Here is a 20,767-nt window from a genome sequence, read left to right as displayed (position 1 = left end):
CCCCCGCACCTCCCCGAGGAAGAGCCCTGTGACCACACGCCCTGTCCGCACCGCAGCCGCGACCACCGGCGCCTTCGCGCTCCTCGCGGCCAGCACCCTCGGTGCCCTCCCCGCCTCGGCCGACGACGTCGCGGCGGTCCCGTCAGGCGTCATGCTGGCCCCGTACTACACAGATCTCGACCTCACCGGCGACCGTCAGGTGACCCAGGCCGACCTCGACGTGGTCGCCGAGCACCTCGGCGAGACGACCGCGAGCCCTGGCTGGTCCGCCGTGGCGACGGCCGACGTCGACGCCGACGGCGTCATCACCGTCACCGACCTCGCCGCCGTGTCCGGCCGGATGATCTACGACGACGGCCCCTTCGACCTGATCGAGGCGACGACCGTCGACATGCAGTCGGCCATGAACGCCGGGGTGACCACCTCTGTCGAGATCACCCAGGCGTACATCGACAGGATCGCCGCCTACGACTCGACGGTCGTCCCGGGCGGTGCGCGTCCGCTCAGCTCGATCATCACCGTCAACGACGAGGCGCTCGCGGCGGCAGCTGCGGCCGACACGGTCCGAGCGTCGCAGGGCATGACGAGCATGCTGCTCGGTGTCCCCGTCGCGGTGAAGGACAACTACGACACCCTCGACATGCCCACGACCGGCGGCTGCGGCTGCTGGGACGCCAACCAGACGTCGACCGACGCCGCGATGGTCGGCGGGCTGCGCGCCGAGGGCGCCGTGATCCTCGCCAAGGCCAGCCTCGACGAGTTCGCCTACGGCTTCGTCTCGGAGTTCTCAGCCTTCCAGCCTGCTGGCAGCACGAGGCTCGTCGCGAGCCCCTACGACACCACGAAGTCGGCAGGCGGCTCGAGCGGTGGCACAGGCTCGTCGGTGTCCGCGAACCTCGCAGGGCTCGGGTTCGGGACGGACACCGGCGGGTCGATCCGCATCCCGTCCACCTACAACCAGCTCGTCGGCGTCCGCCCGACGGTCGGTCTGACGAGCCGGGACGGCATCATCCCGCTCGCCCTGAGCCAGGACACCGGCGGTCCGATGACCCGCAGCGTCACCGACGCCGCGGTCGCCCTGGACGCCGTGGTCGGGATCGACCCCGCCGACCCCGTGACCCTCGAGCAGACCGGGAAGGTCCCCGAGTCGTACACGGCCTCGCTCGACGTCGACGCCCTGGACGGCGCGCGCATCGGCTTCGTGCCCTCGATGATCGGGACCAACCCCACGAACGTCCGGCTCTGGGCCCAGACCCGCGCGACCCTCGAGTCGCTCGGCGCGACTGTCGTCGAGATCACACCGCCGGCTCAGTTCGCCGCGGTGCTCAACGAGGGCTCGGGCAGCACCAACGAGTTCAAGCACGACCTGGCTGTCTACGTCCAGAACCACCTCGCCCCTGAGGTGACCAGCCGCACCATCACCGACATCGTCGCATCAGGCGCCTTCGTGACCTCACGGACCGGCATCTACCAGCAGCGCGATGCCGTCACCGAGGACACGTACCAGGCGTGGGCGGGCCCGCTCGGCACGCACACGACCCAGATCGAGGCCGGTCACGTGCTCGTCACCTCGATGATGGACAGCCAGGACCTCGACGCGATCGCCTACCCGTCGGGCACCCCCTACGGCACGCAGGGCACGAACATGCGCCTGAGCCCGAACACCGGCATGCCCGCCGTCACCGTCCCGATGGGACAGGCCATCCCGGCCGACGGCACGACTCCCGGGGCAGGCGTGAACCTCGAGCTCCTGGGCCGGGACTACTCCGAGGGCGACCTGCTCGGCCTCGCGTACTCCTTCGAGCAGGCCACTCACCTGCGCACCACCCCGGCGCTGTACGGGGCGCTCGACTGATCTGACGGGTCGTCGCGCAGCCGCGGTCGTGGGCGCCCCGGGAGAGCTGTCTCCCGGGGCGTCTGTGCGTCCGGGCACAGGCTGTCCCCTGGCGACCCTCGACGCCCTGACCACAGACGCAGAAGAGGCCGCCCCCGAACCGGGGACGGCCTCTGACCTGCTGCTACCTGCTGTGGGCGATACTGGGTTCGAACCAGTGACCTCTTCGGTGTGAACGAAGCGCGCTACCACTGCGCCAATCGCCCGTACGTGTACGGCAAGCTCCTGCGACAGTGCGCGGTGTGCTCGTGGAAGAGCGTAACCGGTCGAGGGCCTCTGACGCGAACTGGCTCGCCGACACGGGGTCTCAGGGGTCGATGCCCTCGGCCAGACGGCGACCGAACAGCTTCTGAGCAGCGACGACGAGCGGCCCCGGGACGACGTCCTTGCCGTCGAGGGACACCACGGGGGCGACGTTGCGGATGCTGCCCGCGAGCGCCAGGCTGACGCCCCGCTCTCCCGTCACCCCGCCGATCGTCCCGCCGCCCGCGAGCGTCACCTCGTCGAGGACACCGAAGGGCAGCTCGTCGATCCCGGCCTCCCGGGCGGGGAGTCCCTCCTCGCGCGCCCACTCGAGCATGAGCTCGCGGGTGATGCCCGCCAGGCAGCCGGTCTCGAGGTGGGGGGTCAGCAGCTCGCCGCCGATCTCGACGAAGACGTTCGAGGCCGTCCCCTCGCAGAGCGCACCGACGGTGTTGGCCATGAGACCTTCGTCACCGCCCCGCTCGCTCGCGTAGGCGTAGCCGACGACGTTCTCGGCGTACGAGGTCGTCTTGAGGCCTGCGACGGCCGAGCGCTCGTTGCGCACCCACGGCAGGCGCACCGCGCGCGAGACGGAGGACGGGGATGCGGGCCCAGCAGCGACGAGCAAGGAGAGCGGACCGTCTCCGCGCATCGAGCCGAGCGGCGCCGGTCCTCCGGTCACCGTGATGCGCAGCCGCCCGGAGTCGGGGGCCGCGGCGAGGACCTGGGCGACGGCGTCGCGGACCAGCTGTTCCTCGGGGGCGACGAGCCCGATCCCTGCTGCGGAGCGGGCGAGCCTGCGCAGGTGACGGGTCAGCGCGAAGGCCTGTCCCCCGTAGACCGCGCAGGTCTCGAAGACACCGTCTCCGACCGTGATGCCGTGGTCGACAGCGCTGAGCGCTGGCTCCTCGGGCGTGAGCAGATGGCCGTCGGACCAGATCACAACTGTCATGGACCTCAGTCTGCCGCAGATGCCAGAGCGATCAACCGGGCGGCCTTGAGCTCGGTCTCCTCCCACTCCCGCACGGGGTCGCTCCCCCACGTGATGCCAGCACCGGTGCCGAAGCGCAGGCGCTCGTCCTGGGACCACCAGAAGGTCCGGATGCCCACAGCGAGCTCTGCGGTCCCCGCGTCGGCGTCGACCCAGCCGACGGCCCCGCAGTAGGGGCCACGCGGCGCGGTCTCGAGCTCGTCGATGATCCGCAGCGCCGAGGACTTCGGGGCACCGGACACCGAGGCCGGCGGGAAGGTGGCCGTGAGCAGGCGCGCCCAGAGGTCGTCGGCCGCGGCCACCTGCGGGCGCAGCTCCCCGGTGACCGTCGAGACCAGGTGGACGAGCCCCGGGTGCTCCTCGACGTCGAGGAGGGTGGTCACCGCGACGGTCCCCGGGACGCAGACGCGCTGGAGGTCGTTGCGGACGAGGTCTGTGATCATCACGTTCTCCGCCTCGTCCTTGGCCGTCAGGCCCTCGACGGTGCGGGCCGTCCCCTTGATCGGGGCGGAGGTGAGGGTCGCCGGTCCCGGACCGACCAGGCCCTCGACGCGGAGGTAGAGCTCGGGCGAGGCCGTCACGACCCAGACCGGGTCGAGGGTCGGCGCAGCTGCACCTGGGACGTGCACCACCCCCTGGTACGGGGCAGGGTTGCCCGCGGCGAGCCTGTCGGCGAGGGCACGGGGATCAGGTTCGTGGCCCTCGACCCGCCGGAGGGGTGCGTCGAGCACCCGGCAGATGTTCGCCTGGTAGACCGTCCCCGCCCGGACGTGCTCGCGCACGCGCCGCACGGCGTCCACGTAGGCGTCGCGGTCGAGCGACGTGGACCACGACTGCGTGGTGGGTCCTCGCCAGGCGGCCGACAGATCGTCCGCGCGAGCGACGTCTGACGCGTCTGCTGCGACGCGCGTCACGTCCGCGAAGCGCCATGCGCGGGCGGGCCCCTCGAACTCGGCGACCACGAACCAGGTCCCGCCGCGGCGCAGCGCCTGGGGGTCTCGCGCGAGGTCGACCATCTCGACGGGCCGTCGAGCCTCGACTCCGGCGAATCGCGCGTATCCCTGCTGGTTGTCCACGCGGCAACGCTACCCAGAGTCCGTCGGGACCGGGCTCGCGTCCGCCCCGTCGACGTCCAGCGACGTCCGAGCCATGCCTATGGACACTCTCTTTCCGCAGGTTCCTGCGCTTCCTGACCTGCGACGACGAGCCAGTTGGACTCAGGACCGAAAGTTCAATAGAGTCTGTGACGCGCCAAGAACACCGACGCAGTTCGAACGGTGTCCTGAAGCAGCATGCGGACGTGGCTCAGTGGTAGAGCATCACCTTGCCAAGGTGAGGGTCGCGGGTTCGAATCCCGTCGTCCGCTCGGAGATAGACCTTCCGAGCAATCTGAAGATCTGTGTCTCTACGGTGGAGTGGCCGAGAGGCGAGGCAGCGGCCTGCAAAGCCGTCCACACGGGTTCGAATCCCGTCTCCACCTCGCAGAACGACACGAAGTACCGGTAGTTCAGCACGGCAGCATCACTCTGGGCGATTGGCGCAGCGGTAGCGCGCTTCCCTGACACGGAAGAGGTCACTGGTTCGATCCCAGTATCGCCCACAGAGCAGGACAGAAAGACCCCCTCGGATCTCTCCGAGGGGGTCTTTCTGCGTCTCGGTGCTGCACGAGCCGTGCTGCACGAGCCTGTGAGACCAGCATCACCGTGCTGCCTCAGCCAGTCCCCCGGCCGCCTTCCTCGCGCCGGTCAGGACCGAGAGGCGGTCCTCGCCCAGGCTGTGGACTCGAACTTCTGGCGCGATCCCGGGCCTCAGCAGCGGTCCTCACCCCCCGCCACGACGCTGGTTTGGGGGAACGCAAAACCTGGTCTACTGTAATCCACGCACCGGACGGCGCTGAGAGATCAGCCCAGAAGGCGTGCGGACGTGGCTCAGTGGTAGAGCATCACCTTGCCAAGGTGAGGGTCGCGGGTTCGAATCCCGTCGTCCGCTCGGAGATCGGTTCTCAGGTTCGCCTGGTACCCGTTCGACTACGGTGGAGTGGCCGAGAGGCGAGGCAGCGGCCTGCAAAGCCGTCCACACGGGTTCGAATCCCGTCTCCACCTCTCAGCAGCACCTCCCGCAGCACGACCGCGAGAGCAGCACGACAGCATCACCCCGCGGGACACCCCGGGCGATTGGCGCAGCGGTAGCGCGCTTCCCTGACACGGAAGAGGTCACTGGTTCGATCCCAGTATCGCCCACCACAGCACGACTCAGCAGGCCGTCACGGAGCATCCGGGGCGGCCTTCGTGGTTCCTCCCCCACAACTTCCACCCGCTCGGCGCTCGATCATCAGCCGTCGTGCGTCGCCCCCACCAGTTACCGTGAGGCCGTGAAGCGCACACCGAACCCCGACCAGGACCCCGGCACAGCCGCGTCCTCGGACAGGCGCGGGCCGCAGATCAACCGCTCGGTCATCTTGTCCCAGCTGCTGTTCGGCTCGGCCGTGCTCAGCGTCCTCACACTCATCCAGTGGTTCGCCCCGGGGCGCCTCACCGACCCCATCATGTTCACCGGGGTCGTCCTGGCCTTCGTCGCGACGGGCGCGGCGCTGCTGGTCCCCTGGAACAGGTTCGACAAGCGCTGGATCATGGTCCTGCCGGTCACGGACATGGTCGCGATCCTGCTGCTGCGCATCGAGACGCCCGAGATGGGCCTCGGTGTCCTCTGGTTCCTCCCGGTCATCTGGTTGTCGACCTATTTCGGCCTCACGGGCACCATCACAGCTGTCGCGCTGGCGACCCTGGGCAGCTGGGCGACGGTCGCGATCGAGCCGAGCGCCATCACGCTCTCGTCCTTCACCCTGCTCGTCCTGCTGCCCCTCGTGCTGTCCATCGTCGCGGCGTCGACGCACATCAGCTCCCGTCGCGACCACGCGCAGCGCACGCTCATGCGCAAGCAGGCCTCCTTGCTCAACGAGGCCTTCGTCTCCGCGCGCCACCACGAGCAGCTGCTGACCGAGGTGCTCAACACCGTGACCTTCGGAGTCGTGCGCTTCGACCGTGACGGGGTCATCACCTTCGCGAACAGCGCGCACACCCGGATGCACGACCGCGACTCGGCGCTGCCCGACAGGCCTCGACACGAGGTCGTGTACCAGGCGGACCGCACGACACCCTTCCGCGAGGACGAGCGGCCCTTCTTCCGCTCCCAGCGCGGCGAGGCCTTCGACGACGTCCTCATCTGGGTGGGCAACCCGGGCGAAGACCGCCACGCGTACTTCATGACCTCCCGCCGTCTCGTCGACGCCCGCGACGGGTCCTTCGACGGGACGATCCTGGTCTCGGGCGAGGTGACGACCGAGCTCAACGCGATCTCGGCCCGCGACGACCTCATCGCCTCGGTCTCGCACGAGCTCCGCACGCCGCTCACGTCGATCCTCGGGTACCTCGAGCTCGTCCTCGACGACGACCTGCCCGACCACGCCCGCCCGTCCCTCGAGATCGTCGAGCGCAACAGCAACCGCCTCCTCGACCTCGTCACCGAGATCCTCTCGGCCTCGCGCCAGGCGTCCAAGCCTCTCGAGATCACCCCGGTCCCGGTCGACCTGGGCACCACGGTCCTGCAGTCCGCGGAGTCGCTCCTGCCACGGGCCCGCGAGCGCGACGTGGTCGTCGACACGAGCGGCGTCCGCAACGTCCTCACCGTCGCCGACCCCTTCCGCATGCGGCAGGTCATCGACAACGTCCTGTCGAACGCCATCAAGTACAACGTCGACCACGGACGGGTCGACCTCGCGCTGCATCAGCAGGGCGAGGAGCTGGTGCTCACGGTCCGCGACACGGGGATCGGGATCTCAGGCGAAGAGCTGCCCAAGCTCTTCGAGCACTTCTTCCGCTCCGCCGCCGTGCGGAACTCCGCTGTCCACGGCAGCGGGCTCGGCATGGGGATCGCCCGCGAGATCGTGCGCAAGCACGGTGGCGACCTCACCGTCGAGAGCACGCTCGGCAGCGGGACCACCGTCACCGTCACCGTCCCCACGAGAGCCGCGCCATGACCCTCGACCAGCAGACCCTCAGCCTCGCCACAGGGATCGTCGTCCTCACCGCCGGCCTCCTCTTCGTCGTCGAGACGGTGTTCAGGCGCGACAGCACGACGAGCCGCCTGTGGTCGCTCGGGTACCTGGCCGGCATCCTCACGGCCTTCTCGTACCTGCTGTGGGCGAGCTCGCCGAGCATGTGGTGGGCCGTCGCGGTGGGCAACGCCGCCTTCGTCGTGAGCGCGGGAGCGATCTGGAACGGCAACAGGTCGTACAACGGGCGCCGCAGCTACGTCGAGGTCACCCTCCTGCTCGCCGTCATCACCGGCTTCGCGGCCGGGATCGCCGGTCCTGACGGGGGTGACTGGGCCGGTGCTCCCGTCTGGTTCGGCTCCGTGGCCGTGCTGGCGGGCTTCGGCGCTGCCGAGACCTGGCGCGGCGCGCTGCGCAAGGACGTCAACGCGCGCGGCCTGTCTGTCGTGCTGACCGTCGAGTCCCTGCTCTTCGCGGCACGGTTCGTGACGTACTTCGTCTTCGGCACCAGCAGCTATGTCTTCACCGACGTCCTGGGGACGGCGACGGCGTCGATCCTCACCATGGTCCTCATGGTCGTGGCCGCGGTCTCGATGTCGGTGCTGCGGTCCGAGACGTCCTTCGCGCACGCGCGCCGCCGCTCGACCCCGGTGTTCACGGCACGCCGGCTCGTCGACGACCAGTCCTTCCAGCAGGTCGCGGCCGACAGGCTCGAGCGCGCGCACAACCACGACGAGAGGGTCGCGCTGCTGCACGTCGACCTCGACGACCTCGAGACCATCAACACGGCCTTCGGCAGGTCTGTCGCTGACCTCGTCATCACGGCCTACGCGACGACGGTCCGCAACGGGACACCGACCTCGTCGGTCATCGGCGAGGTCGGTGCGGGCCGGATCTCGATCGTCTTCACCGAAGCCCAGCCCGGCGCTGGTCTCTCGACAGCCACGGCCCTGCGCCGCGCCCTCCTCGACACCGACATCCCCGAGGCGCCTGGTGCGAGCCTCACCGCGAGCATCGGTGTCGCCACGACGGAGCACTTCGGCTACGACCTCGAACCGCTCCACCAGGCCGCGCGGCGCGCCGCCGACGACGCGAGCGCAGCGGGTGGCAACAGGGTGAGCGACGCCTGGCTGCTCGAGGTGTCCAAGCGGCCCGACTGGCGCTGAGCCTCACGCAGGGTTATCCCCTGCTGCGGGCATGCAGGCCTGTGACCTGTGCGGCAGCATGGTCGGGACAGGCGCCGGCGACCGTCGGCGTCGCCCACAGGTGCCGAGAGGACGTGCCCGCGTATGCGGTCGAGGTCGACCCCGAGAGAGATCCTGCTGGTCAGGCACGGTGAGAGCGTCGCGAACGTCGCGAGCATGGAGGCCGAGCGGTCGGGCTCCCAGCGCCTCGACGTCACGAGCCGGGAGGCCGACGTCCCCCTGTCGGCACAGGGCGAGCAGCAGGCCGACGCCGTCGGGAGGTGGCTGCGAGACCTCGACCCGGACGACACCCCTCAGGCTGTGTGGTCCTCCCCGTACCTGCGGGCCCACGACACCGCACGGCGCGCGCTCCGGGCCGCCGGGATCGACCTCCAGGTGCGGCTCGACGAGAGGCTCCGCGACCGCGACCTCGGGGTCTTCGACAGGCTCTCGACCGCCGGGATCAAGGCTCTCGAGCCGGACGAGGCCGAGCGCCGGGCGTGGCACGGCAAGTTCTACCACCGCCCGGGCGGCGGGGAGTCGTGGACCGACCTGGCTGCGCGGGTCCGCGCCTTCCTCGCAGACCTGGAGAGCCTTGCTGACCCACCGGAGCGTGTGCTCATCACCTGCCACGACGCCGTCATCATGACCTTCCGCTACGTCTGCGAGGGCCTCACCGAGGAGGAGGTCCTCGCGCTGGCCCGTGACAGGCCCGTGGGCAACGCCTCGCTCACGCTGCTGCGCCGCGACGACAGCGACCCGCTCGCACTGGCCGGCTCGTGGCACGCGGTCCTCACCCAGGCGGACGACCACCTCACGGGCGACGCCGCCGAGCACACCGACGAACCTGGGAGCTCCGATGTCTGACACCACACCCCGCGCCCTGACTCCCGCCGTCCTGCGTAGCTGGGGGCTGCCGACCGAGGCCGGCTCGAAGTACGACCGCGGGACGGTCCTGGTCGTCGGTGGGGCCGCCGGCACCCCCGGTGCGGCGATGCTCGCCGGGATCTCGGCGCTGCGGGTCGGTGCCGGGCGGCTCACCCTGGCCGTCGCGGAGGGTGTCGCGGCGGCTGTCGCCGTGGCGGTCCCCGAGTCCGGCGTGGTGCCGCTGCCCCAGTCGACGGACGGCACCGTCCTCGGGTCAGGTGCTGGGCGGCTCGAGGCGGAGGCCTCGTCCTCGGACGTGGTGGTCGTCGGGCCAGGCCTGGACGACGCCGACGAGACCGCCGAGCTGCTCCGCGGGCTCGTCCCGCTCCTCGGCGACAGCACGGTCCTCGCGCTCGACGCCTACGCCCTCGGCGTGCTGCCCGGGCTGGGCGACCTCCTGGACCCGCTGCGTGGTCGGATCGTCCTCACGCCGAACCCGACCGAGGCCGGGCTGCTGCTCGGCGCAGACCCTGGTGACGACTCGGGCTCTGACGGGTCGGAGGACGAGCCTGACGTCGCCGAGCAGGCCGCCTCTATCGCCCGCCGCTACAGCGCGGTCGTCTCGTGCCAGGGCATCGTGGGCGACCCCGACGGCGGGCTCTGGGAGGGGACCACCGGCACCTCGGGGCTCGCGACCTCCGGTTCGGGCGACGTCCTCGTCGGCGCCATCGCCGGGATCGCGGCCCGATCTGTGCCGCTCGACCAGGCAGCGTGCTGGGGCACCCACCTGCACGCCGTGAGCGGCGACAGGCTGGCAGCCTCGGTCGGCACCGTGGGCTATCTGGCCCGCGAGCTCGCCGACCAGCTGCCGCACGCCCTCGCCGAGCTCTCCACCTGACCCTCACGCACCCCTGACCTGGACCACCCGCACCGACCTCTTGAAGGAGCACCCATGTCGACGACGATCGAACCGCGTCTGCTCTCCATCTACCTCAACGACCACGTCACCGGGGCGACAGCCGGGCTGCAGCGCGTCCAGCGGATGGCGAGCGCCTACGACCGCCCCTCGCTCGCGGCAGCGCTGAGCCGCTTCGAGCAGGAGTTCACCGAAGAACGGCAGTGGCTGGTGCGCACCGCGGTCTCCCTCGGGGTGACGCGCAACAAGCCCAAGGCGCTGCTCGCCTCGGTCGCCGAGACGGTCGGTCGGCTCAAGCTCAACGGCCGGGCCGTCGAGCAGTCACCCCTGAGCCCGCTGCTCGAGCTCGAGATCCTGCGCGGCGCCGTGCTCGGCAAGCTGAGCGGCTGGCAGACGCTCGAGGCCCACGCCGCGGGACTGGGCCTCTCGCCCGAGCAGGTGGAGCACCTCCACCACCTCCAGCGCCAGGCTGTCGCGCAGAAGGACACCATCTCGGCGCTGCTGGAGGAGATCCGGCCCGAGGCCTTCTCGAGCTGACGGCTGGACCCGGACGAACCAGCGGGATCGGGAGCTCGTGCTGGTGAGAGCGCGGACGATCCTCAGCAGGAGTGTCGTCCAGGCTGCGGAGCCGGCAGACCCGCACTAGCGTCGACCCATGAGCACCGACACCGTGAAAGCCTCGAAGTCAGCCAAGATCCTCTATCGCCCCTTCGGCCTCGTGAGCTCCATGGTCGGGGGACTCCTCGCCGGCCAGCTCTTCAAGCAGGTCTACAAGCGCGTCTCGCGCGCCGAGCACGACGAGTCGCCCGGCCCCCTCGCCTCGGAGTACCCGCTCAAGGAGCTGCTCGTCGCCTCCCTCATCCAGGGAGCCATCTACGCAGCGGTCAAGGCCCTCATCGACCGTGGTGGAGCACGCGCCTTCCAGCGCTGGACAGGTGAGTGGCCGGGCAAGTGACGCCCGACGGGTCACAGACCGAGAGGTGACCTCGACCCCCGGTCTGCGGTGAAGACACCGCAGACCGGGGGGCGCTCTGTCTCCGGAGTCGCCGGGGCGTCTTCTCTCGGGGCGAGGTCCCACGGCTCGCTCCCGGCGGTCCTGGGCCGACGCAGGTGGCGCGTGGCTACGATGGACGACTGCACGGCGCCCGACCTGGGCGCGTGCCCGACGAACCGGAGGCCCGCGGCATGACCCGGCACCTGATCACCAGCGCTCTGCCCTACATCAACGGCATCAAGCACCTGGGGAACATGGTCGGGTCGATGCTCCCCGCCGACATGTACGCCCGGTACCTGCGCCAGCGCGGTGAAGAGGTCTTGCTCGTCTGCGCGACGGACGAGCACGGCACACCCGCCGAGCTCGCCGCGCAGGCGGCAGGGCTCCCCGTCGCGGAGTTCTGCGCCCAGCAGCACGAGGTGCAGAGGGAGATCTACGAGGGCTTCGGCCTGTCCTTCGACGTGTTCGGGCGCAGCTCGTCGCCGCAGAACCACGAGCTGACGCAGCACGTGGCCCGCAGGCTGCACGAGCACGGGTTCATCGAGGAGCGCACAGTCTCCCAGGTGTACTCCGTCGCAGACGGCAGGTTCCTCCCCGACCGCTACATCGTCGGGACCTGCCCGCACTGCGGCTACGAGAGCGCCCGGGGCGACCAGTGCGAGAGCTGCACCCGGGTGCTCGACCCCGTCGACCTGGTCGACGCCCGCTCGGCCGTCAGCGGCAGCACCAAGCTCGAGGTCCGCGAGACCACCCACCTCTACCTGCGCCAGTCTGCGCTCCAGCCCGAGGTCGAGTCCTGGCTCGCCGAGCGGGAGTCCGGCTGGCCGACACTGGCGTCCTCGATCGCCCACAAGTGGCTCGACGAAGGTCTGCACGACCGCGCGATCACCCGCGACCTCGACTGGGGAGTCCCCGTCCCGGCCGACACCTGGCCAGGGCTCGCAGCCGAGGGCAAGGTCTTCTACGTGTGGTTCGACGCGCCGATCGAGTACGTCGGGGCGACCAAGGAATGGTCAGACGCTGCACCTGCCGGGGAAGACCGCGACTGGCGGTCATGGTGGTACGACGCGCCTGACGTGAGGTACACGCAGGTGATGGCCAAGGACAACGTCCCCTTCCACACCGTCATGTTCCCGGCGACCCAGCTGGGGACGCGCGAGCCGTGGACCACGGTCGACCACGTCAAGGCCTTCAGCTGGTTGACGTACTACGGGGGCAAGTTCTCGACCTCGCAGCAGCGTGGGATCTTCACGGACGCGGCGCTCGAGATCCTCCCCGCCGACCTCTGGCGGTACTACCTCCTCGCGAACGCGCCGGAGTCCGACGACACGTCCTTCACGTGGGAGCTCTTCGCGTCGAGCGTCAACAACGACCTCGCGAACACCCTCGGGAACTTCGTCAACCGTGTGCTGTCCTTCTCGGCCCGGCGCTTCGGGCCGACCGCCCCGGCGGGCGGGACTCCTGGTCCGGCCGAGGAACGGCTGTCCCGCGACGTCGCTGCGGCGCTCGGCCGCTACGAGGCGCACATGGACGCGCTCGAGGTGCGCAAGGCTGCCCAGTCGCTGCGCGGGCTGTGGAGCCTCGGGAACGCGTACCTCGAGACCACCGCTCCGTGGTCCCAGGTGAAGGTCGACCCTGACGCCGCAGCGCTCACGCTCCGCACGGCGATGAGTCTTGCGCACCTGTGCTCGGTCGTGTCGGAACCCTTCGTGCCGGAGCTCTCGCAGACGATCAGGTCTGCCTTCGACCTCGGGGCAGACTCCGCCCGATGGGTCTCACCAGAGGATCCCGACTTCCTGGCGTCGGTGCCGGCCGGGACCCCTTTTGTCGTCCCGGCAGTCCTTGTGGCGAAGATCACCACCGAAGACCTCGAGGGCTTCCGTGCCCGCTTCGGTGATGGTTCGTAGGAACGTGTCGCGCGACCGGTGACGGTTCGTCAGAGCAGGGCCGCGACCGAGGTCGCTGATCGTCCGCCTCGGCCCCGAGTGCCCCCGACAGGGTGCTCGGGGCATCGACCGCAGCGCTCCCCCGCTGCCGGTACCGGCAGCGAAGGTCTCCGGTCGAGCCGCCGGTGACCGGCTGCGCTCAGATCTCCTCGGGGTTGTCCCAGTCGTCCCCGGCGAGGATCGCGCCCTTCTTGGCCTGCCGTTCCGCCTCGCGCAGCGACCTGGGTGCCTTGCTCGCGTCGCCACCAGCGACGGTGTCACCCATGCCCGGCTGGTCCGAGTCGTAGTAACGGTCGTCACGTACGTCGGGGACCGGGGTCGCGCGCCGGCGCGGGGCGATCTTGGCCTTCTCGCCGGCGGCCTGACCCGTCGCCAGGTCCCCGTCCCGGCCTGTGCCCTCGGTCTTGTCGCTCTCCTGCTGTGCCCACGGTGAAGAGATCATGTGGTCCATCCCACCAAAATCTCGGCCCGAGCGCCAGAGGAAGAGGCCGTCCCCAGCACCTCCGCCCCGGTTCCTCACCCGTCCCTCACCCGTCATCGCAGGACGGAGCGACGAACCTAGGGCAGTCTTACGCCATGCAGATCTGGCCAGGACATCCCTACCCGCTCGGTGCGACCTTCGACGGCAGCGGGACCAACTTCGCGATCTTCTCCGAGGTCGCCGAGCGTATCGAGCTGTGCCTCTTCGACCCGTCGGGCGAAGAGACCCGTATCGACCTCGTCGAGGTCGACTCCTTCGTGTGGCACGCGTACCTGCCCTCGGTCCAGCCTGGGCAGCTGTACGGCTTCCGGGTGCACGGACCGTACGAGCCCGAGAACGGCCTGCGGTGCAACCCCGCCAAGCTCCTGCTGGACCCCTACGCCAAGGCGATCGACGGCGAGGTGGACGGCGACCAGAGCCTCTTCTCCTACACCTTCGGCGACCCGGACTCCCGCAACGACGAGGACTCCGCCGCCCACACCATGAAGTCCGTGGTCATCAACCCGTTCTTCGACTGGGGCCACGACCGTCCGCCGAACCACGAGTACCACGAGAGCGTCATCTACGAGGCGCACGTCAAGGGCATGACGCAGAACCACCCGGCCGTCCCCGAGGAGCAGCGCGGCACGTACGCCGGCATGGCGCACCCCGCCGTCATCGCGCACCTCGTGGACTTGGGCGTGACAGCCGTCGAGCTCATGCCGGTCCACCAGTTCGTCAACGACTCGACCCTCGTCGAGAAGGGCCTGTCGAACTACTGGGGCTACAACACCATCGGGTTCTTCGCCCCGCACAACAAGTACTCGTCCTCGGGCACCGACGGCCAGCAGGTCCAGGAGTTCAAGCTCCTCGTCAAGGCCCTGCACGAGGCCAACATCGAGGTCATCCTCGACGTCGTCTACAACCACACCGCCGAGGGCAACCACCTGGGCCCCACGCTCAGCTTCCGTGGGATCGACAACCAGGCGTACTACCGCCTGGTCGACGAGGAGCAGCAGCACTACTTCGACACCACGGGCACCGGCAACTCGCTGCTCATGCGCCACCCGCACGTGCTCCAGCTCATCATGGACTCGCTGCGCTACTGGGTCACCGAGATGCACGTCGACGGCTTCCGCTTCGACCTCGCCTCGACCCTCGCCCGCCAGTTCCACGAGGTCGACAGGCTCTCCGCCTTCTTCGACCTCGTGCACCAGGACCCGATCGTCTCGCAGGTGAAGCTCATCGCGGAGCCGTGGGACCTCGGCGACGGCGGATACCAGGTCGGCGGGTTCCCGTCGATGTGGAGCGAGTGGAACGGCAAGTACCGCGACACGGTCCGCGACTTCTGGCGTGGGGAGCCCTCGACGCTCGCGGAGTTCGCCAGCCGGATCACCGGCTCGTCGGACCTCTACGAGCACACGGGCCGCAAGCCGATCTCGTCGATCAACTTCGTCATCGCGCACGACGGCTTCACGCTCGCCGACCTCGTGTCGTACAACGAGAAGCACAACGACGCCAACGGCGAGGGCAACAACGACGGCGAGAGCCACAACTCGTCGTGGAACTGCGGCGTCGAGGGCCCCACGGACGACCCGGAGATCCTCTCGCTGCGTGCCCGCCAGCAGCGCAACATCCTCGCGACCCTCCTGCTCTCGCAGGGTGTGCCGATGATCGCGCACGGCGACGAGATCGGCCGGACCCAGCAGGGCAACAACAACGTCTACTGCCAGGACAACGAGCTGTCCTGGATGGACTGGGACCTCGACCCGGCCCGCGAAGACCTGCTGACCTTCGCCCAGCAGGTCGTCCACCTGCGCCTGCGCCACCCGGTCCTGCGTCGCCGCCGGTTCTTCTCCGGCGACGACAACTGGTCCGACGACCAGCTCGGCGACATCGCCTGGCTGAACATCGGTGGCGACCACATGCGCGACGAGGAGTGGAACGAGGGGTACGCCCGCTCGGTCGCGGTGTTCCTCAACGGCGAGGCGATCGGCGAGCCCGACGCACGCGGTGAGCGGATCATCGACGACAGCTTCCTCATCCTCTTCAACGCCTACTCCGAAGAGCTCGAGTTCACAGTCCCGCCCGAGTACTTCGGGTCGGAGTGGTCGATCGTCTTCGACACCTCGCGCACCTCGACCGAGTCCGTCACACCGGTGACCCAGGAGACGGCCATCGAGCCCGTCGACGGGCCGCACACCGCGACGGCCGGGTCGACCCTGTCCGTCAAGGGACGCAGCATCGTGCTGCTCACCCGGTCGCCCCTCGGCGACTGACCTCGCGGTCACCGCGCTCCGGGCTCCACGAGGAGCGCGGTGACCACCTGACGTACCCAGCAGCACCCACAGCACCTCGCTCGAAACCCGCCGGCGAGGCCCCGCACCTGCGGTGGCCTCGCCGGCAGACGTCTCTGCAGCCCTCTCCAGGACAAGGACCCACCATGACCGACGACGTCACCACCGAGGCCCGCACCGCAGGTCAGCGGGCCGCCGACCGCCGCTTCCCGGCACCCGGCAAGCCGTTGCCCGTCTCGACGTACCGCCTCCAGCTCGGCGCAGACCTCACCTTCGACGACGTCGCCGCCCGTCTGCCGTACTACGCAGACCTCGGCGTCACCCACCTGTACCTCTCCCCCATCTTGGCCGCGGCGCCCGGGTCGACGCACGGCTACGACGTGGTCGACCACACCCGGGTGAGCGACGTCCTCGGCGGGCGCGAGCGCCTCGAGGCCCTCGCCGAGCAGGCTCACGCCGTCGGCCTCGGCATGATCCTCGACATCGTCCCGAACCACATGGCCGTCCCGACGCCGGCGTGGCACAACCTGCCCCTGTGGTCGGTCCTTGCGCACGGCGCGGACTCGCCCTACGCCCGGTGGTTCGACGTCGACTGGTCCTCGGGTGACGGCTCCCTCCTCATGCCGGTGCTCGGCAGCCGGATCGGTGACGTGCTCGCCGGCGACGAGCTGAGCCTCGACGTCGCCGACGTCCCTGGTGTCGGTGAGCAGCAGACCGTCCTGCGGTACTACGACCACGTGTTCCCGGTCCGCCCGGGTACGGAGAGCCTCCCGCTCGCCGAGCTCGTCGACCGCCAGCACTACCGCCTCGCGCACTGGAAGGTCGGCGACGAAGAGCTCAACTACCGCCGGTTCTTCGACGTCGGGACGCTCGCGGCGATCCGGGTCGAAGACCCCGAGGTCTTCGACGAGTCCCACGCGCTGATCCTCGAGCTGCTCCGCGACGGCGTCATCGACGGGCTGCGCATCGACCACCCGGACGGTCTCGCGGACCCCTCCGGCTACCTGTCCAGGCTCGCCGAGGCGACGGGCGGCGCCTGGGTCGCCGTCGAGAAGATCCTCGCGGGCGAAGAAGAGGTCCCGCGCGACTGGGAGACCGTGGGGACCACCGGCTACGAGGGCCTCTGGCGCCTCCAGGCGACCTTCGTGGAGCCCTCGGGCGAGTCCCGCCTGGCGAGCCTCATGCACCGCGTGACCGGCGACGAGGGCGACGGCCTGGAGGCCCTCGTCGAGACCTCCAAGCGTGAGGTCGTCGACGGCCCGCTCTACGCCGAGGTGCACCGCCTCACCGACCTCGCCGCGACCATCTGCCGTGACGACCTCCGCCTGCGCGACCACTCGTGGCGCGCGCTGCGCGAGTGCCTCGTCGAGCTCCTCGTCGCCTTCGACCGCTACCGCGCCTACGTGGTCCCGGGCGAGCAGCCCTCGCGTGACGCGCTGGCCGCGATGGACGAGGCCGCGAAGATCGCGCGCCGCCACGTCGGGGCCGACCGCGCCGAGACTCTCGACGTGCTCGTCGAGCTGCTGCTGGGCCGCGAGGTCGGCAGCGCCGGCCGCCGGCGCGAGCCGCGCCGCGACGAGCTCGCCGTGAGGTTCCAGCAGGTGTGCGGCGCTGTCATGGCCAAGGGCGTCGAGGACACCGCCTTCTACAGGTGGACGCACCTCGTGTCGCTGTGCGAGGTCGGCGGCGAGCCGAGCCGCTTCGCGCTGAGCGCCGACGAGCTCCACGCCTTCGCAGCGCGTGCCGCCGACCACTCCCCGGCCGCGATGACCACGGGGTCGACCCACGACACCAAGCGCAACGAGGACACCCGCGCCGCGACGAGCGTGCTCTCCGAGCACGCGGTGGAGTGGACCGAGACCGTCGGCCGGCTGCGGTCGGTCTCGGCCCGGGCACGCACGGCGCTCGTCGACGGCCGCACGGAGAACCTCGTGTGGCAGACGCTCGTGGGCACGTGGGCCGACGGGCCGATCTCCGTCGACCGCATCCAGGAGTACCTGCGCAAGGCTGTCCGCGAGGCCAAGACGCACACCACGTGGACAGCGCCCGACGAGGCCTACGAAGACGCCGTACTCGGCTTCGCAGCCTGGGCCGTGACCGACGAGGCCGTCCTGGACATCGCCGCCGGGTGGGCCGCGACGGTCGCTCCGTCGGTCCGGGCCACCAGCCTGGGCATCAAGCTCGTCCAGCTGACCATGCCGGGTGTCGCCGACGTCTACCAGGGCACCGAGCTGTTCGTCCCGACCCTGGTGGACCCTGACAACCGTCGTCCCGTCGACGCCGCCGACCTGCACGAGCGCCTGGCACGCCTCGACGCCGGCAGCCGCCCCCGCGACCTCGGCGAGGAGAAGCTGCTGGTCACCTCGGGCGCGCTGCGCACCCGGCGCAGGTTCCCCGACGCCTTCGTGGGCCCGGACTCGGGCTACAGGCCCGTCGCGGCGTCGTCGGGCAGCGCGCTCGCCTTCGCCCGCACGCAGGGCGACAGCCCGCGCATCGTGACGCTCGCGACGCGCGGCGCGGCGACCCTCGCCCGCCTCGGCGGGTGGCGGGACCACATGATCGCCCTGCCCGAGGGCCGCTGGCACGACGTGCTCAGCGGAGCCGTCGTCGACGGCGGCCACCAACCCGTCGCACCGCTGCTCGAGCAGCTGCCGGTCGCACTGTTCGTCCCCGAGGAGGATGCATGAGCACCAGGACCACCTTCGCCGTCTGGGCACCCGAGGCCGAGCGCGTCGACCTCGTGCGCGTGGCGCCCGACCGCCAGGACTTCTCGTCCGCCGACGAGGTCTCCCCCCTCCTGCCCGACCCTGCCCGTGGCTCGGGCTGGTGGTCGAGCACGGAGGGTGCCCACGACGGTGACCTCTACGGCTTCTCGGTCGACGGCGGTCCCGCCCGGCCCGACCCGCGGAGCATGCGGCAGCCCTTCGGCGTGCACGGCCCCAGCCAGGTCTTCGACGCGGCCGCCCACGTGTGGACCGACCAGTCGTGGGCCGGGCGGCAGGTCGGCGGGTCGGTCGTCTACGAGCTGCACCTGGGGACCTTCACCCCCGAGGGCACCCTCGACGCGGCGATCTCGCGGCTCGGCCACCTCGCCGAGCTGGGCGTCGACCTCGTCGAGCTCATGCCCGTCGCAGCCTTCGACGGTGCGCACGGGTGGGGCTACGACGGCGTGCACCTCTTCGCCGTCCACGAGCCCTACGGCGGTCCCGCCGCCCTCCAGCGCTTCGTCGACGCCTCGCACGCCGCCGGGATGGGTGTCGTGCTCGACGTCGTCTACAACCACCTGGGGCCGAGCGGGAACTACACGGCGACCTTCGGGCCGTACTTCACCGACGACCACTCGACCCCGTGGGGCGCGGGCCTGCACCTCGACGGCGACGGCTCGCACGAGGTGCGCCGCTGGGTGATCGACAACGCGCTGCGCTGGTTCCGCGACTTCCACCTCGACGGCCTCCGTCTGGACGCCGTGCACGCGCTCGTCGACGACTCGGAGCGGCACCTGCTGGCCGAGCTCTCCGACGAGACCGCGGCCCTGGCCCAGGCGCTCGGCCGACCGCTCGGGCTGATCGCGGAGTCCGACGAGAACGACCCGGCGACGGTCGCGCCGACGGGCGGTGCGGGTGCTGCGGGTGCTGACGGTGCCGCCGGGACCGGGAGCGGAGCTGTCGCGACCCGGCCCAAGGGCATGACGGCACAGTGGGCTGACGACGTCCACCACGCGATCCACGCGCTGCTCACGGGCGAGCGCCACGGCTACTACGTCGACTTCGGCTCCCCCGAGGTGCTGCGGACCACGCTGACCGAGGTGTTCCTGCACGCGGGCACCTTCTCGACCTTCCGCGGCGAGACGTGGGGCCACAAGGTCCCAGGCGACGTCGACGGTCACAGCTTCGTGGTGTTCTCGACCGACCACGACCAGGTCGGCAACAGGGCCCTCGGCGACAGGCCGGGTCGCCCGGCGCACCGGGGCTCAGGAGAGGTCGACCTCGACCTGCTCGCCGCCTCGGCCGCGATCGTCCTCACGTCGGCGTACACGCCGATGCTGTTCATGGGTGAGGAGTGGGGTGCGACCACACCGTGGCAGTTCTTCACGGACTTCACCGACCCCGAGCTCGGCCGGCTGGTGACCGAGGGGCGGACCCGCGAGTTCTCTGGGCACGATTGGTCAGGGATCTACGGGGACGACGTATCGGTCCCTGACCCCCAGGACCGCGCGACCTTCGACGGCAGCAAGATCCGCTGGGACGAGACCACGGCCCCTGGCCACAGCGCGCTCCTCGAGTGGCACCGGGTCCTCATCGCGCTCCGTCGCTCCGAGCCGGACCTCGCATCCGGTGACAGGTCGCAGATCGAGGTGACCTGGGCCGGGACGGCCGCCGAGGACGGCACACCGGCTGTCCTCGCGCTGCGGCACGGCAGTGTCCTCACGGTGCTCAACCTCTCCGACCAGGAGCAGGAGCACGCGCTCGACAGAGCGGGCGCAGGCGACGGGGTGGGCGCGTCATCAGCAGGACCGGAGGTCCTCGCAGGGTGGAAGGAGCCGGTGCTCACGGCAGGCTCGTTGCGACTCGCAGCCGGGGCCGTCGCCGTCGTCCGGGTCTGAGGCACCAGCACCGCAGCACACAGCAAGCAGCACGCAGCACGATCAGAGGCCGGCCCGGACGTCAGTCCAGGCCGGCCTCTCCCACGACACGAGGCACCACGACGAGGCACCTCGGTGCCCGCGTCTCCCAAGGTCGCACTCCCGACCCCAAGGTCGCCCTCCCGCACCGAGGTCGCCTCTCCCGCGCCGAGGTCGCCCAGACACGCCAGATGGGAGCCTTCGACCACGCCCGTTGGCGTGTCCGTACGACCTCGCGGTCAGACGTACGACCTGGTGGGGTGCGGGACGAGCGCGAAGCCCCCGCTCAGGGGCTCAGGGGGC

At 70.5% G+C, this 20,767-nt stretch carries 14 protein-coding genes and 7 tRNA genes; 17 read left to right on the top strand and 4 right to left on the bottom strand.

Translation table 11 applies throughout. The features are described 5' to 3' along the window. Nucleotides 1–28: 28 nt before the first annotated feature. Nucleotides 29–1,855 carry an amidase family protein gene (locus HZZ10_RS17215; protein ID WP_308507611.1) on the top strand — a complete coding sequence of 609 codons (1,827 nt, stop codon included), beginning with the start codon at nucleotides 29–31 and terminating at the stop codon, nucleotides 1,853–1,855. Between the two features lie 173 nt (nucleotides 1,856–2,028). Here HZZ10_RS17215 and HZZ10_RS17210 read toward each other — a convergent pair. The 3 genes from HZZ10_RS17210 to HZZ10_RS17200 all read right to left on the bottom strand — a co-directional run bounded on the left by HZZ10_RS17210 (nucleotide 2,029) and on the right by HZZ10_RS17200 (nucleotide 4,204). Next, nucleotides 2,029–2,100, bottom strand: a tRNA-Val gene (locus HZZ10_RS17210). Nucleotides 2,101–2,201: 101 nt separating this feature from the next. Then, nucleotides 2,202–3,089, bottom strand: coding sequence for an aminotransferase class IV (locus tag HZZ10_RS17205; protein ID WP_179914458.1), 888 nt, complete (start codon nucleotides 3,087–3,089; stop codon nucleotides 2,202–2,204). Between the two features lie 5 nt (nucleotides 3,090–3,094). Then, nucleotides 3,095–4,204 carry a chorismate-binding protein gene (locus tag HZZ10_RS17200; RefSeq protein ID WP_308507610.1) on the bottom strand — a complete coding sequence of 370 codons (1,110 nt, stop codon included), beginning with the start codon at nucleotides 4,202–4,204 and terminating at the stop codon, nucleotides 3,095–3,097. A 218-nt stretch (nucleotides 4,205–4,422) separates the two neighbouring features. Between HZZ10_RS17200 and HZZ10_RS17195 the strand changes: the two genes are divergently transcribed. From HZZ10_RS17195 to metG, 13 genes are all read left to right on the top strand, one after another. Next, nucleotides 4,423–4,494: transfer RNA gene (locus tag HZZ10_RS17195), tRNA-Gly, on the top strand. Between the two features lie 43 nt (nucleotides 4,495–4,537). Beyond that, nucleotides 4,538–4,608, top strand: a tRNA-Cys gene (locus HZZ10_RS17190). A 48-nt stretch (nucleotides 4,609–4,656) separates the two neighbouring features. Further along, nucleotides 4,657–4,728 (top strand) — tRNA-Val (locus HZZ10_RS17185). 317 nt (nucleotides 4,729–5,045) lie between these two features. Next, nucleotides 5,046–5,117: transfer RNA gene (locus HZZ10_RS17180), tRNA-Gly, on the top strand. Between the two features lie 42 nt (nucleotides 5,118–5,159). Continuing rightward, nucleotides 5,160–5,230: transfer RNA gene (locus tag HZZ10_RS17175), tRNA-Cys, on the top strand. Nucleotides 5,231–5,296: 66 nt separating this feature from the next. Beyond that, nucleotides 5,297–5,371: transfer RNA gene (locus tag HZZ10_RS17170), tRNA-Val, on the top strand. Nucleotides 5,372–5,499: 128 nt separating this feature from the next. Continuing rightward, a complete protein-coding gene (locus HZZ10_RS19925; protein ID WP_179914457.1) occupies nucleotides 5,500–7,164 on the top strand; it encodes a sensor histidine kinase in 1,665 nt (554 codons plus the stop codon). After that, nucleotides 7,161–8,345 carry a GGDEF domain-containing protein gene (locus HZZ10_RS17160; RefSeq protein ID WP_179914456.1) on the top strand — a complete coding sequence of 395 codons (1,185 nt, stop codon included), beginning with the start codon at nucleotides 7,161–7,163 and terminating at the stop codon, nucleotides 8,343–8,345. The genes HZZ10_RS19925 and HZZ10_RS17160 overlap by 4 nt, the downstream gene beginning before the upstream one ends. A gap of 123 nt (nucleotides 8,346–8,468) precedes the next feature. Further along, a complete protein-coding gene (locus HZZ10_RS17155) occupies nucleotides 8,469–9,230 on the top strand; it encodes a histidine phosphatase family protein (protein WP_179914455.1) in 762 nt (253 codons plus the stop codon). Further along, complete coding sequence (locus tag HZZ10_RS17150) at nucleotides 9,223–10,128, top strand: ADP-dependent NAD(P)H-hydrate dehydratase (RefSeq protein ID WP_179914454.1); 906 nt, start codon at nucleotides 9,223–9,225, stop codon at nucleotides 10,126–10,128. Before HZZ10_RS17155 ends, HZZ10_RS17150 begins: the two co-directional genes overlap by 8 nt. Nucleotides 10,129–10,182: 54 nt before the next feature. Further along, on the top strand, nucleotides 10,183–10,683 hold the full coding sequence (locus HZZ10_RS17145) for a hypothetical protein (protein WP_179914453.1): 501 nt from the start codon (nucleotides 10,183–10,185) through the stop codon (nucleotides 10,681–10,683). A gap of 118 nt (nucleotides 10,684–10,801) precedes the next feature. Next, the gene (locus HZZ10_RS17140) at nucleotides 10,802–11,101 is read left to right on the top strand and encodes a DUF4235 domain-containing protein (RefSeq protein ID WP_056132351.1); all 300 of its coding nucleotides are present in this window, start codon (nucleotides 10,802–10,804) and stop codon (nucleotides 11,099–11,101) included. A 230-nt stretch (nucleotides 11,102–11,331) separates the two neighbouring features. Next, nucleotides 11,332–13,047, top strand: a complete 1,716-nt coding sequence (metG, locus tag HZZ10_RS17135) for a methionine--tRNA ligase (protein ID WP_179914452.1) — start codon at nucleotides 11,332–11,334, stop codon at nucleotides 13,045–13,047. Nucleotides 13,048–13,225: 178 nt separating this feature from the next. Here metG and HZZ10_RS17130 read toward each other — a convergent pair whose 3' ends face one another. Then, on the bottom strand, nucleotides 13,226–13,528 hold the full coding sequence (locus tag HZZ10_RS17130; protein WP_179914451.1) for a hypothetical protein: 303 nt from the start codon (nucleotides 13,526–13,528) through the stop codon (nucleotides 13,226–13,228). 134 nt (nucleotides 13,529–13,662) lie between these two features. Between HZZ10_RS17130 and glgX the strand changes: the two genes are divergently transcribed. The 3 genes from glgX to treZ all read left to right on the top strand — a co-directional run bounded on the left by glgX (nucleotide 13,663) and on the right by treZ (nucleotide 20,446). Beyond that, the gene (glgX, locus tag HZZ10_RS17125; RefSeq protein WP_179914450.1) at nucleotides 13,663–15,825 is read left to right on the top strand and encodes a glycogen debranching protein GlgX; all 2,163 of its coding nucleotides are present in this window, start codon (nucleotides 13,663–13,665) and stop codon (nucleotides 15,823–15,825) included. 164 nt (nucleotides 15,826–15,989) lie between these two features. Then, nucleotides 15,990–18,530 (top strand): malto-oligosyltrehalose synthase, encoded by a 2,541-nt coding sequence (gene treY / locus HZZ10_RS17120; RefSeq protein ID WP_056132342.1) that lies wholly within the window; start codon nucleotides 15,990–15,992, stop codon nucleotides 18,528–18,530. After that, entirely contained in the window at nucleotides 18,527–20,446 is a 1,920-nt protein-coding gene (treZ, locus tag HZZ10_RS17115) for a malto-oligosyltrehalose trehalohydrolase (RefSeq protein WP_179914449.1), read from the top strand. Before treY ends, treZ begins: the two co-directional genes overlap by 4 nt. Nucleotides 20,447–20,767: the final 321 nt, after the last annotated feature.

The organism is Sanguibacter inulinus, from assembly GCF_013415325.1.
In the GTDB taxonomy this organism is placed as follows: Bacteria; Actinomycetota; Actinomycetes; order Actinomycetales; family Cellulomonadaceae; genus Sanguibacter; species Sanguibacter inulinus.
The sequence above is the reverse complement of the archived record's forward strand: the minus strand, read 5'-3'. Positions and strand labels throughout refer to the sequence as shown.

Excerpts from the sequence above, each read along its gene's own strand:
- HZZ10_RS17205 (WP_179914458.1), bottom strand. The coding sequence starts at position 3,089 with ATGACAGTTGTGATCTGGTCCGACGGCCATCTGCTCACGCCCGAGGAG.
- HZZ10_RS17160 (WP_179914456.1), top strand. The coding sequence starts at position 7,161 with ATGACCCTCGACCAGCAGACCCTCAGCCTCGCCACAGGGATCGTCGTC.
- HZZ10_RS17155 (WP_179914455.1), top strand. The coding sequence starts at position 8,469 with ATGCGGTCGAGGTCGACCCCGAGAGAGATCCTGCTGGTCAGGCACGGT.
- HZZ10_RS17150 (WP_179914454.1), top strand. The coding sequence starts at position 9,223 with ATGTCTGACACCACACCCCGCGCCCTGACTCCCGCCGTCCTGCGTAGC.
- HZZ10_RS17145 (WP_179914453.1), top strand. The coding sequence starts at position 10,183 with ATGTCGACGACGATCGAACCGCGTCTGCTCTCCATCTACCTCAACGAC.
- HZZ10_RS17140 (WP_056132351.1), top strand. The coding sequence starts at position 10,802 with ATGAGCACCGACACCGTGAAAGCCTCGAAGTCAGCCAAGATCCTCTAT.
- metG (WP_179914452.1), top strand. The coding sequence starts at position 11,332 with ATGACCCGGCACCTGATCACCAGCGCTCTGCCCTACATCAACGGCATC.
- HZZ10_RS17130 (WP_179914451.1), bottom strand. The coding sequence starts at position 13,528 with ATGATCTCTTCACCGTGGGCACAGCAGGAGAGCGACAAGACCGAGGGC.
- glgX (WP_179914450.1), top strand. The coding sequence starts at position 13,663 with ATGCAGATCTGGCCAGGACATCCCTACCCGCTCGGTGCGACCTTCGAC.
- treY (WP_056132342.1), top strand. The coding sequence starts at position 15,990 with ATGACCGACGACGTCACCACCGAGGCCCGCACCGCAGGTCAGCGGGCC.
- treZ (WP_179914449.1), top strand. The coding sequence starts at position 18,527 with ATGAGCACCAGGACCACCTTCGCCGTCTGGGCACCCGAGGCCGAGCGC.